This is a genomic window from Proteiniborus sp. DW1 (assembly GCF_900095305.1).
Taxonomy (GTDB): Bacteria; Bacillota; Clostridia; order Tissierellales; family Proteiniboraceae; genus Proteiniborus.
In genome coordinates this window covers 1-12,867 of the sequence record NZ_FMDO01000037.1, presented here as the reverse complement: position 1 = coordinate 12,867, position 12,867 = coordinate 1, and the positions used below count along the sequence as shown (strand labels likewise).

The 12,867-nt window shown below is 31.6% G+C and carries 13 protein-coding genes; all 13 read left to right on the top strand.

The window, feature by feature from the left end; all coding sequences use genetic code 11:
- Window positions 1-30: 30 nt before the first annotated feature.
- The 13 genes from acpP (at window position 31) to rplS (ending at window position 12,833) form a co-directional block, all read left to right on the top strand.
- Window positions 31-261: an acyl carrier protein gene (acpP, locus tag DW1_RS09510; protein WP_074350389.1), complete on the top strand. Its 231-nt coding sequence runs from the start codon at window positions 31-33 to the stop codon at window positions 259-261.
- A 176-nt stretch (window positions 262-437) separates the two neighbouring features.
- Window positions 438-1,679 (top strand): beta-ketoacyl-ACP synthase II, encoded by a 1,242-nt coding sequence (gene fabF / locus DW1_RS09505; protein WP_074350388.1) that lies wholly within the window; start codon window positions 438-440, stop codon window positions 1,677-1,679.
- A 173-nt stretch (window positions 1,680-1,852) separates the two neighbouring features.
- Window positions 1,853-2,584, top strand: coding sequence for a ribonuclease III (rnc, locus tag DW1_RS09500; RefSeq protein WP_074350387.1), 732 nt, complete (start codon window positions 1,853-1,855; stop codon window positions 2,582-2,584).
- Window positions 2,574-3,668, top strand: a complete 1,095-nt coding sequence (locus tag DW1_RS09495) for an elongator complex protein 3 (RefSeq protein ID WP_074350386.1) — start codon at window positions 2,574-2,576, stop codon at window positions 3,666-3,668. The genes rnc and DW1_RS09495 overlap by 11 nt, the downstream gene beginning before the upstream one ends.
- Window positions 3,669-3,743: 75 nt before the next feature.
- A complete protein-coding gene (gene smc, locus DW1_RS09490) occupies window positions 3,744-7,325 on the top strand; it encodes a chromosome segregation protein SMC (protein WP_074350385.1) in 3,582 nt (1,193 codons plus the stop codon).
- Between the two features lie 367 nt (window positions 7,326-7,692).
- Window positions 7,693-8,556 carry a signal recognition particle-docking protein FtsY gene (ftsY, locus tag DW1_RS09485; RefSeq protein WP_347499718.1) on the top strand — a complete coding sequence of 288 codons (864 nt, stop codon included), beginning with the start codon at window positions 7,693-7,695 and terminating at the stop codon, window positions 8,554-8,556.
- Between the two features lie 108 nt (window positions 8,557-8,664).
- On the top strand, window positions 8,665-9,045 hold the full coding sequence (ylxM, locus tag DW1_RS09480; protein WP_074350383.1) for a YlxM family DNA-binding protein: 381 nt from the start codon (window positions 8,665-8,667) through the stop codon (window positions 9,043-9,045).
- Window positions 9,045-10,382, top strand: coding sequence for a signal recognition particle protein (gene ffh, locus DW1_RS09475; protein WP_074350382.1), 1,338 nt, complete (start codon window positions 9,045-9,047; stop codon window positions 10,380-10,382). Before ylxM ends, ffh begins: the two co-directional genes overlap by 1 nt.
- A gap of 30 nt (window positions 10,383-10,412) precedes the next feature.
- Complete coding sequence (gene rpsP, locus DW1_RS09470; RefSeq protein ID WP_074350381.1) at window positions 10,413-10,685, top strand: 30S ribosomal protein S16; 273 nt, start codon at window positions 10,413-10,415, stop codon at window positions 10,683-10,685.
- A 22-nt stretch (window positions 10,686-10,707) separates the two neighbouring features.
- On the top strand, window positions 10,708-10,938 hold the full coding sequence (locus DW1_RS09465) for a KH domain-containing protein (protein WP_074350380.1): 231 nt from the start codon (window positions 10,708-10,710) through the stop codon (window positions 10,936-10,938).
- Between the two features lie 170 nt (window positions 10,939-11,108).
- Window positions 11,109-11,624, top strand: a complete 516-nt coding sequence (gene rimM, locus DW1_RS09460; protein WP_083605613.1) for a ribosome maturation factor RimM — start codon at window positions 11,109-11,111, stop codon at window positions 11,622-11,624.
- The gene (gene trmD, locus DW1_RS09455; RefSeq protein WP_074350378.1) at window positions 11,621-12,394 is read left to right on the top strand and encodes a tRNA (guanosine(37)-N1)-methyltransferase TrmD; all 774 of its coding nucleotides are present in this window, start codon (window positions 11,621-11,623) and stop codon (window positions 12,392-12,394) included. The genes rimM and trmD overlap by 4 nt, the downstream gene beginning before the upstream one ends.
- A gap of 91 nt (window positions 12,395-12,485) precedes the next feature.
- Window positions 12,486-12,833 carry a 50S ribosomal protein L19 gene (gene rplS, locus DW1_RS09450; RefSeq protein WP_074350377.1) on the top strand — a complete coding sequence of 116 codons (348 nt, stop codon included), beginning with the start codon at window positions 12,486-12,488 and terminating at the stop codon, window positions 12,831-12,833.
- Window positions 12,834-12,867: the final 34 nt, after the last annotated feature.

Sequence of the window (12,867 nt, the reverse complement as noted above, 5' to 3'; positions counted from 1 at the left end):
ATAATATATCTATTGAAGGGGGGTGGACTCATGGTATTTGAAAAAATCAAAAAATTAATTGCAGAGCAGTTAGATGTTGAAGAATCTGAGATAACATTGGAATCTTCATTCCAAGAGGATTTAGATGCTGATTCATTAGATGTTGTTGAGTTAATAATGGCTATAGAAGATGAATTTGATATAGAAATTTCTGATGAAGAAGCGGAAAAGATAGTTACTGTAAAAGATGCAGTTAATTACATTCAAGATAATACTAAGTAATGGAAAGAAAAAAGGGTCCCGCTTGATTCGGGACCTTAAAAAATAGAAAGTAAAATTAATAACTTATGTTTATTTTATAATATTTATAATAATAATTCTAGCTAAAATATTTTTTATATAGATTGTTTTAAACCTAATACATTTATATTATTTTATATAAGATAGGTAGGGATAGCATGAAAAAAAGAGTGGTTATTACAGGTTTAGGCATTATTAGTCCTATTGGAATTGGGAAAAACGAGTTTTGGAATTCTCTACTAAATGGGAAAAGTGGCATATCACATATTACTAGATTTGATACAGAGGGGTATGGCACATCAATAGCTGGAGAAGTTAAGGGTTTTGAGGCTGAGAACTATATGGATAAGAAAGAAGCTAGAAAGATGGACAGGTTTACTCAATTTGCTGTTGCTGCATCTAAGCTTGCAATAGAAGATGCTAATATTGATTTAGATAAGGTTAACAATGAAAGATTAGGTGTAATTATAGGCTCAGGTATTGGAGGCCTTGAAACCTTTGAAGAACAGCACCAAAAATTGCTAGAAAAAGGACCGAGACGAGTCAGTCCATTTTTCATACCAATGATGATTGGAAATATGGCAGCAGGGCAGATATCTATAATGTTAGGTGCAAGGGGTATAAACGAAACAATTGTAACTGCCTGTGCTTCATCAACAAATGCAATAGGAGATGCCTTTAAAGTAATACAAAGAGGTGATAGTGATATAATTGTTACGGGAGGGACAGAAGCTTCTATTACACCTATGGCTTTGGCAGGCTTCTCTGCAATGAAGGCATTATCAGCGAATAATTCTGAACCTACTAGAGCCAGTAGACCCTTTGATAAAAATAGAGATGGATTTGTAATGAGTGAAGGCGCTGGTATTTTAATTTTGGAAGAGCTACAGCATGCCCTAAATCGAGGCGCAAATATATATGGAGAAATAATAGGCTATGGTTCTACTGCAGACGCATACCACATTACTACACCATCTGATGGTGGGGAAGGAGCAGCTAGAGCTATGGAAATAGCCTTAAAAGATGCTGAAATTTCACCTGATGATGTGGATTATATTAATGCCCATGGTACCTCAACATCTTATAATGATGCTTTAGAAACTGCAGCTATCAAAAGAGTTTTTAAGGAACATGCTTACAAACTTAAAATTAGTTCTACGAAATCAATGACAGGTCATTTATTAGGAGCAGCAGGAGGTATAGAAGCGTGTGTATGTTCTCTAGCTTTAGTTAATGGATATTTACCTCCTACAATAAATTATGAAAACTATGATGAAGAATGTGATTTAAACTATATACCAAACAAGGGCATTTTTGAAGAGATTAATATTGCTGTATCAAATTCACTTGGTTTTGGTGGACACAATGCGTCTATAGTTATTAGAGTATTTAAGGATTAGATTCTATCTAATCCTTAAATACTTGTCTACAGTAATCATGCAATAAAATTATTTGCATAATCTACATGTTATATAGTAAACTAAAGTATGTGGGTGTTATCGTAGATGTTTTAAATAATTTAAAATATCTACAATAACACCTCTATATCTAGTAATTATATGGAGGAGTCTTTATGAGATATGTAATAAGCACTGAGAGGTTACACTTACTAAATGAAATCCAGACTAAAATAGGATACAGGTTTAATAACATCGATTTGTTAAACTGGGCATTGACACATAGTTCCTATGCAAATGAGCACAAAAGATTTAAGATTACTTACAATGAGAGACTTGAATTTTTAGGTGATTCTGTTTTAGGACTAATAGTAAGCGACTATATTTTTAATAAATATTCAAATTATCCAGAAGGTGAATTGACTAAGCTAAGGGCTACAGTTGTATGTGAACCTTCTCTTTCTTATGTGGCAAAACAAATCAACTTAGGCAAATACATGCTTTTAGGAAGAGGAGAAGAAGTAACGGGTGGGAGAGAGAGAGTTTCAATATTAGCAGATGCATTTGAAGCTTTAATAGGTTCAATTTACTTAGATGGAAAATTCAGCAATGCAAAAGCTTTTGTGTTAAAATTTATGACAGGGATCATTGAAAATGCAGTTAATGGAAGAGAGTTATTTATAGATTATAAGACACAACTTCAAGAAATTTTACAGAAAAAAACTAAATCCAAAATAGAGTATAAAATAATTTCTGAGGAAGGACCAGATCATAACAAAGTATTCCATACTGAAGTTGTAGTAAGAAATAAAACTTTAGGAAAGGGTTTAGGAAAAAGTAAAAAGGAAGCAGAGCAAAATGCAGCTAAAATAGCACTAGAAAGAATGGAAAAAGAAAATGAGCATTAGACATCATATAATTCCAATATTTGTTCCTCATATCGGATGTCCTCATGACTGCATTTTTTGTAATCAGAGAAAAATAGCGCAGAGTAAAGCTAATTTTGATACACATAGTATAAGAGATACTATTGACACCTATTTAAGTACTATTCCTGAAACTAACGAAAAGCTAGAAATAGCTTTTTTTGGGGGCAGTTTCACAGGAATTGATATGGATATTCAAAGAGAGCTTTTAGATATAGCTTGTGACTATAAGAAAAGAGGTCTAATAAATAGGATTCGCCTATCCACAAGACCTGATTATATAGATGGCATGAGACTAGATTTATTGAAACAATATAATGTTGATATTATTGAACTAGGAGTCCAATCAATGTGTCCGGATGTTCTACAAAATAGTTATAGAGGTCATAGTGATACAGATGTAGCAAATGCATCAAAATTAATTAGGAAACATGGATTTATACTTGGTTTGCAAATGATGACTGGTCTTCCGGGAAGCGACTATGAAAAGGAAGTTTTTACTGCAAAACAACTTATTAACCTAAAACCTAGCATCGTGCGCATATATCCTACATTAGTTATCAAAGAAACATTTCTCGAAAAGAAATATAAAGAGGGGACTTATATTCCTTTGTCCTTAGATGAGGCTATAAGAATATGTGTTGATTTGTTGATGTTATTTAATTACAATGATATAAATGTTATTAGAATTGGATTACAACCTACTGATAATATTGCAGAAAATAAGGATGTAATAGCTGGACCTTTTCATCCCGCTTTTAGACAACTTGTTGAGGGAAGGATTTATAGAGAATATCTAGAGATTCTCTTTGCTAATATTCAAAAAATAAATAAATCTATTCAAGTATATATAAATAAAAAAGAGATATCAAACTTTGTAGGTCAAAGATCATCTAATTTAATATATTTAGAAGAAAGATATGGTATTAAAAAAGTAAAGGTTATGGCTGAAGATATTAGCAAGGATTATTTTTTTATAGTAAATGAAGGCATAAAACATAGGGTTGAAGTAAAAGAGCTTACAAAAAAGTACTTATTAAAAAAAGGTCTGCTTGTCCTAAGCTAGACATCTAAAGAATCCCTCAATAAAAGCTATTAATTCAGATTATGTTATTATTCCTAGGAATTGAGGTGTGTGGATTTGTATCTTAAAAAAATTGAGATTCAGGGCTTTAAATCCTTTGCAGATAAAACTGAAATTGAATTTAAGGGCGGTATTACAGCTGTTGTAGGACCCAATGGAAGCGGAAAAAGTAATGTTTCAGATGCTTTACGTTGGGTTCTAGGTGAACAAAGTGCAAAAACATTAAGAGGAAGTAAAATGGAGGATGTTATTTTCTCTGGTACCAATAACAGAAAACCTACTGGATTTGCAGAGGTAACATTAGTATTAGACAACAAAGATGGAAGTCTCCCCATAGACTATACAGAAGTTAGTGTTACACGTAGAGTATTTAGGTCAGGTGAAAGTGAATATTATATCAATAAAAACTCATGCAGACTAAAGGATGTAAGAGAACTTTTTATGGATACAGGTGTTGGTAAAGATGGATATTCAATTATTGGACAAGGTAGAATAGATGAAATATTAAGTACAAAATCCGAAGATAGAAGGATGATATTTGAGGAAGCAGCTGGAATAGTAAAGTATAAGACTAGGAAGGAAGAAGCAGAAAAAAAATTAGAGAAGACAAAGGAAAATTTATTAAGAATAAATGATATTATAAGTGAACTTGAAAACCAAATTGGGCCTTTGCAAAATCAATCAGAAAAAGCAAAGGAATATCTATTGCTTTCAGAAAATCTAAAGGATTTAGAAGTTAGTCTTTTTGTTAGAGAGTACGATAGATTAAAAGAAGAAATAAGCCATTTAGAAGCCCAAAGAGAGTTAGTTATTTCACAACTTAAATATAACGAGGAAAAAAGAAATGCTTTTGAAAATAAATATAATAAGGTAAAAAATGAAATAGATAAAATGGATGCAAAAATAGAGGAGCTTCAAAGTTCAAAATATTCAACTCAAAATACAATTGAAAAACATGAAGGTGAATTGAAGCTAAGTAGAGAAAGAATATTTTATCTAGAAAAAGAAACAGAAAGACTTTTAAGTGAAATAGAGTTAACTAAAAAGCAAATTGAGGATTCAAATAAAAAAGAAAATGAAGAATTAAACTATAAACAGGAGCTCGAAAAAGAAACTGAGGCTTTGAATAAACAACTAAAAAATAAGGCTCTAGAATTAGATAGTCTAATCAATAGTATGAAAGAAACAGAAGATAGCATTGAGAATAAGAAGGGAGATTTAGTTCAATACCTAAACCAAATTGCAGATAGAAAAAGCAAATTAAATAGCATATCTACATTTAGTAAAAGTATCAATAAAAGAATAGAGCAAATAGAACATGATATTAAGAGTATTAGATTGCAGAGTGAAGAAAATAGTAAGCTAGCTAATAGCATTTCTGAAGAATTAACTAAATATAAAAGTAGCTTAGAGGAACTGAATAGAGAAAAAAAAGAAAAAGTAATTATTAGGGAGCAAATTACAAGGGAACAAGAAGCATTAAAGTCTAATGCTGATAATATAAAGGGTCAAATTCATGGGAAATTATCAAACTTGAAATTGCTTCTTGAAATGAAGGATGAATATGAAGGCTATTATAAAAGTGTAAAAAATACTCTAATAGCATGTAAAAGTGATAAAAAACTAGGGAAAGGTGTAAAAGGAGTAGTTGCTGAACTTATTAGAGTAGACAAGCGATATGAAAGGGCTATTGAAGTAGCTTTAGGATCATCACTGCAAAATATAGTTACAGAAACTCAAGAAGATGCCAAAGTTATAATTGATTTCTTAAAAAAGAATAAGCTTGGAAGAGTGACATTTTTGCCTATTTCTTCTATGAAAGCTAGGGGATTAAGTATAGCAGAAAAAGGTAGAATACAATGTAAAGGTTTTATAGGAGTTGCATCAGAATTAATTAATTTTCATAGTGATTACAATACTATATTTGAAAACTTACTAGGCAGAGTGTTAATAGTGGAAACCTTAGACGATGGAATCATACTTTCAAAACAAACTGGGCATCAATATAAAATAGTCTCTCTCGATGGTGAAATACTTAGCCCTGGGGGTTCGATGACAGGTGGAAGCTTTAATTCTAGTAATACAAATATATTAGGAAGAGATAGACAGATAAATGAACTAGAAGAAGAATTAAAGGAGTTAAATAGTAACTATTCAAACATTATCAAAAAAATACAGGATTATCAGAAAGAAAAAGCTGAGTTAGAAACTAGAATTTTAGATATTGATAATGAAATTAATAATATCAATGTTACATTGGTTAAATTAGAAAATAAGTATAATCAGTTTATTACGGACAATGAGAGAAATGATACATTGATAAAAAAATATATGAGGGAACAAAACCAGCTTTCAAATGAAAATTATACTTCAAATGTTGATATTAGCGATTTAGAAAGCGAAATAATAGACTTAGATGAAAAAGCTAAGCTGATACAAATAAAAATAGAAGAGTTAACTAAAGAGTTTGAAAAGCAAAAAAATATAAAAGACAGTCTAATAAATGAGAACACAGAGCTACAAGTAAAAATAGCAACAATGAAACAGGAAATTAAAACTACAACTGAATCGATCAATAATTATATAAGCATTCGATTTAAGTTGGAAGAAGATCTTAAGAGAAAAGTTATGGAGCAGGAGAACAATAGGGAAGAAATAACTAAAGAAAGGGCTAGAGTAGATTCATTAGCTGAAGACAAAAAGAAACTATCAGAGGAACTTTTGGAATACGATATTAAGCTTGATGAAGTGAAGGTTGAAAGAAATAACTTTATGCAAGCCTATTATACAGACCAGGAAAAGCTTAATGAAATGAATAGAACAATTAATGAACTACAAAAGAGTATCTCATCTCTGGAATTAAAGCAAGAAAAGTATAATCTACAGCTGGATAATATAAATAGCAAGCTGTGGGAAGAATACGAAATGACTTATCAGATGGCACTAAAGTACAAGAAAGAAATTGAAAACGTGACAAGATTTCAAAATGAAATTCGGGAACTTAAAAATAAAATAAGAAGCTTAGGAAATATAAATTTAGATTCAATTGAAGAATTTGTAAAAGTAAGTGAAAGATACGAATTTTTATCAGCTCAAAAGAAAGATCTGATAGAGGCAAAGGAATCTTTAGATGTTGTAATTAAGGATATGAAATTAAAAATGAAACAACAGTTCAAGGAAAGCTTTGATATAATTAAAGCCAATTTCAGCGATGTCTTTGTGAAATTGTTTGGTGGTGGTAAGGCAGATGTGTTTTTGGAAGATGAAGAAAATGTTCTTACTAGTGGTATTGAAATAATTGCACAACCACCAGGAAAAAAACTCCAGAGTTTGTCCTTGTTGTCAGGTGGAGAGAGAGCATTGACAGCCATAGCTCTTTTATTTGCGATATTGAAAACTAAGCCAACACCATTTTGCATACTAGATGAGATAGAAGCTGCCCTTGATGATGCAAATGTATATAGGTATGCTGATTATTTAAGAGAATTTTCAAAAGAAACACAGTTTATTGTAATAACACATAGAAAAGGAACAATGGAATGTGCAGATTCCTTATATGGAATAACTATGGAAGAAGAAGGAGTTAGTAAATTAATTTCGGTTAAGCTAACAGAAAAAAATGATGAGAAAGCTAGTTAACAGGAGGTTAAAAATGTTCAAAAATCTATTCAAGTGGGGAAAGAAAAGACAAAAAGAAGATGATAAAAATAGTATTGATGACTTTACTATTACAGAATTAGACGAAAAATCTGATTCTGATGATGAACACTTTATTGAAGATATAGATGAAATAGAAGTGGATTTAGAAGAAAACTTACATGAGGATCTAATTGATGTAGATGAGGAAGATTTAAAATATAATCTAGGTATTGAGGAAAGCGAAGTACAAGAGGTTGCAGAGATTAGTGTAGAAGAACAAGAGAATTTAGTAGTAGAAAAAAATGAAAAAGAAGAGCTTGGTTTTTTTGGAAGATTAAAAAGTGGTCTTTCAAAAACAAGAAAAGGCATTACTGAAAAGGTAGATTCTATACTAAAATCATATAAGAAGGTGGAAGAAGAACTTTTTGAAGATTTAGAAGAAGTTTTAATAACTGCAGATGTAGGAGTTAATACTTCCCTAGCTATTATTGAGGAGCTTAGGCAAAAAGTAAAAGAAAAAAAGGTTAATGAAGTATCAGAAGTTAGAGAACTTTTAAAAGAAGTACTTAGAGAAGTACTTACAAGTGCTGAATCTAGTAAACTCAATATTGAACCTTCACCTGCTATTATCTTAGTTGTTGGGGTAAATGGTGTTGGAAAAACAACAACTATTGGAAAATTATCTTCGAGACTTAAATCAGAAGGTAAAAAGGTGCTTATAGCTGCAGGTGATACTTTTAGGGCAGCAGCTATAGAACAGCTACAAGAATGGGGAAATAGAGCAGGAGTAGAAATTATTGCTCACCAAGAAGGTTCAGACCCTGCTGCAGTAATTTATGATGGAATTCAAGCTGCTAAAGCTAGAAAAACTGATGTATTAATATGTGATACTGCTGGAAGGCTACACAATAAGAAGAATCTAATGAATGAGCTAAGTAAAATATTTAGAGTTGTAGAAAGAGAATATCCAGATGCAAGAAAAGAAGTCTTGCTGGTTGTAGATGCTACTACAGGACAAAATGCAGTTTCTCAAGCAAAAGTATTTAAAGAAGCATGCGATATAACTGGTATAGTACTTACAAAATTAGATGGTACTGCTAAGGGAGGAGTAGTCTTAGCTGTGCAATCAGAATTGAATGTGCCAGTTAAACTAGTTGGAGTAGGAGAAAAGATAGATGACTTACAAAATTTTGACCCAGTAAGTTTTGTAGAGGCTATTTTTGAAGAATAAATTTTTGATTAGTATTTTCTAATATTTATTGTTGACAAAGAGTATATTATAATATAAAATAACACTGTCAAGCAAATAGCTTTACACTAAAACGAATCTGGTGATTTTATGTTTGAGAAAATTGTTGAGATTGGATTGCTTTTTGATTTTTATGGTAAACTATTAAATGATAAGCAATATTCAGCTATTGAGTTTTATTATATACATGATTTATCTCTAAGTGAGATTGGAGAGCTTCTTGGAATCAGTAGACAAGGAGTTCATGATTTATTAAAAAGAACCGAAAAAAAACTTTTTATCTTTGAAGAGAAGCTAGGTTTGGTAAAAAAGTTCTCTGAAAACAAGGAAAAGATTAAAGAAATTTTAGATAGTACTGATAGGGCAATTAAATCATTAGACGAGAATAATTTCGTTTTGGCAAAAGAACAAATTATGAAAATTAATGATATAGCCATAGATATATTAGAAATTGGCCAGGAGGTTAAGTGATGGTTTTTGAGGGTTTAGCAGAAAAACTACAAAATGCTTTAGGTAAGCTTAAAGGAAAAGGAAAACTTTCTGAAAAAGATGTAGATAATGCTATGCGAGAGGTAAAGCTTGCTCTTTTGGAGGCTGATGTTAACTTTAAAGTCGTTAAAAACTTTGTAAACACAGTTAAAGAAAGAGCCATAGGTCATGAGGTTATGGAAAGTTTAACACCTGGACAACAAGTTATTAAAATAGTAAACGAAGAATTGACGAAATTAATGGGTGAAAAGGAAAGCAAAATAGAATTTTCAAATACACCACCAACGGTAATAATGATGTGTGGACTTCAAGGAGCAGGTAAAACTACTACTTCTGGGAAATTAGGTGCATTATTAAAGAAAAAAGGTAAAAGACCATTATTGGTGGCTTGTGACGTATACAGACCTGCTGCTATAAAACAGCTTGAAGTCGTTGGTGAAAAAGTTGGTGTACCTGTTTTTACTATGGGTGATAAGCAAAACCCAGTTAACATAGCTAAGGCTGCAATAGAGCATGGAAAGAAAAATGGAAATGACCTTATTATTATAGATACTGCTGGTAGACTTCATATTGATGAAGATTTAATGGAAGAGCTAGAAAATATTAAGAGTCAGGTCAAGCCTAGTGAAATCTTATTAGTTGTTGATGCAATGACTGGCCAAGATGCTGTTACAGTCGCTGAATCTTTTAATGATAAGCTAGGAATCACTGGAGTGGTACTTACAAAGCTTGATGGTGATGCAAGAGGTGGAGCAGCACTTTCTATTAGGACAGTAACTAACAAGCCTATCAAATTTGTTGGTATGGGAGAAAAACTAGATCAGTTAGAAACCTTTTATCCTGATAGAATGGCTTCTAGAATATTGGGTATGGGTGACATGTTAACCTTAATAGAGAAGGCTCAAGCCAGCTTTGATGAAAAGAAAGCTTTAGAGCTTGAAAAAAAATTGCGTAGTCAGCAATTTACTTTTGAGGATTTTCTTGATCAATTGCAGCAAATGAAAAACATGGGACCTATGAGTCAAATACTAGAAATGATACCAGGTGTAAATTCAAAGCAGTTAAAGAACCTTAACGTAGATGAAAAAGAATTAGTTCATATAGAAGCGATTATTCAATCCATGACTAAAGATGAAAGACAAAATCCATCAATTATTGATGGTAGCAGAAGGAAAAGAATTGCAAAAGGAAGTGGAACTAGTATTCAAGAGGTAAACAAACTACTTAAGCAGTTTAATGAGACCAAGAAAATGCTTAAGAAATTTTCAGGAATGGAAAAAACCATGAAGAAAAGAGGAAGGTTTGGCTTACCCTTTTAAATAATTAGAATTTTTAAAGGAGGTGAAAAAATGGCAGTAAAGATCAGATTAACAAGAATGGGTTCAAAGAAAAAACCTTTCTATAGAATTGTAGTAGCAGATTCTCGTTCACCAAGAGATGGTAGATTTATCGAGGAGATTGGGTACTATAATCCAATAGCAGAGCCTAAAGAAGTTGTTATTGATGATGAAAAAGCAATAAAATGGTTAAATAGTGGTGCTAAACCAACTGACACTGTTAACTTCTTATTCAAGAACAATGGAATTATTGAAAAATATGAAGCTACAAAGAAAGCTGAATAATTGCTTTCGGGGGGTGAGATAAATGAGAGAATTAGTTGAAATACTTGCGAAATCACTTGTTGATAATCCAGACGAAGTTGTAGTTAATGAAATAGAAGGTACTCAATCAATTATCATTGAGTTAAAGGTAGCCCCAGAAGACATGGGAAAGGTTATAGGAAAACAAGGCAGAATAGCTAAAGCAATAAGAACCTTAGTAAAAGCTGCAGCAATAAAGGAAAATAAAAGAGTAGTAGTAGAAATTATACAATAGGGGATTAGTTTAGCTAACCCCTTTTTATTTAGCTATGTAAGAGGATTAGAACGAAATCAACTGCTTTAGTTATTATAAGGATTGCGATAATTTGTTGAGTTATTATAGCATATTTATTTGACAGATAAACCATATTATACAATGTATTTATTAAAATGGTAGGTGTACTTATGGAATATATTCGAGTTGGTAAAATAGTTAATACACATGGAATTAAGGGAGACGTCAAAGTATTGCCATTGACAGACGACATTAAGCGATTTGAAAAATTGAAGTCAGTATATATAGAAGATGATAAAAGTTGCATGTATATAGAGAGAGTTTGGTATAGTAAAGGTTTTGTAATGTTAAAGTTTAGGGGATATGATAATATTAATGATGTATTGAAGTATAAGGATAAATACATAGTAATTCATGAGAAAGATGCAATAAAACTACCTGAAGACTCATATTTCATATATCAAATAATTGGGATTAGGGTTTTTTGTACAGATGGAAAAGAGTTAGGAGAGATAGTAGAAGTTTTACAACCTGGAAGCAATGACGTTTATGTCATTAAAGGGATGGATATAAATAATAACACTGAAAAAGAATATTTGATACCAGCTGTTAAGGATGTTGTTAAATATATTAATATAGAGGACAAAAAAATGATAATAGAACCTATTGAAGGGCTGATTGAATGAAAATAGATATACTTACGCTATTTCCTGAAATGTTTACTAATTTTATAGATGCAAGTATCATTGGAAGAGCTGTAAATAAAAATATTGTTACAATTAATTGCATAAATATTAGAGATTTTTCCAAGGATAAGCATAGAAGAGTTGATGATTATCCCTTTGGAGGAGGAGCTGGAATGGTTATGAGCCCAGAACCCATATATAATGCAATTAGCTCCGTTAAAAGTGAAAAAAGCAAGATAATTTATCTCACGCCTAAAGGAAGAACCTATAATCAGCATATTGCTAATAATCTATCATTGGAAGAGCATATTATTCTTTTATGTGGACATTATGAAGGTATTGATAATAGAGTAGTTGAGGCTTATATAGATGATGAAATATCTATTGGAGATTATGTTTTAACTGGCGGAGAAATAGCAGCAATGGCAGTAGTGGATTCTATAGTTAGACTACTACCCGGGGTTTTAAATAATCAACAATCCTTTGTAGATGATTCTCACTTTAATGGTCTATTAGAATATCCTCAATATACAAGACCAAGAATATTTAATGGCATGGAAGTTCCTGAGGTTTTGTTATCTGGAAATCATGAAAAAATTAATAAGTGGAGAAAATATGAATCCTTAAAGATAACTTATGAGAGAAGGCCAGATATGATTGAGGCTAAGAACCTTGATAAAGAGCAGCAGGAAATGCTAAAAGATATAATTAAAAGCACTATGAATGCTTCTGTAGATAACAATAATCTAGAAAATAAAAATAAGTTGTAATTTGAATATATATGTGCTATAATGACACTTGTGGAAAACGGGCGGTCCTCTGCAAGTAGCAAGAACGTCTAGGAGGAAGGGAGGTAATACTATGGACATCATTAAAATGCTTGAGCAAGAACAAATCAATAATGAAGTTATTGACTTTAATGTAGGAGATACTGTACAAGTACACTATAGAATTAAGGAAGGTAACAGAGAGAGAATCCAAGTCTTTGAAGGAACTGTACTTAAAAGACAAGGTGGAGGATTAGGAGAAACTTTTACTGTAAGAAGAATTTCTTATGGAGTAGGAGTTGAAAGAACATTCCCTTTACACTCACCAAAGATAGAGAAGCTTGTTGTAGTTAGAAGAGGTAAGGTGAGAAGAGCTAAACTTCACTATTTAAGAGAAAGACAAGGTAAATCAGCAAAGGTTAAAGAAAAAACAGACTATTAATAAATTTGGGACTGGCTACAGTCCCAATATTTAT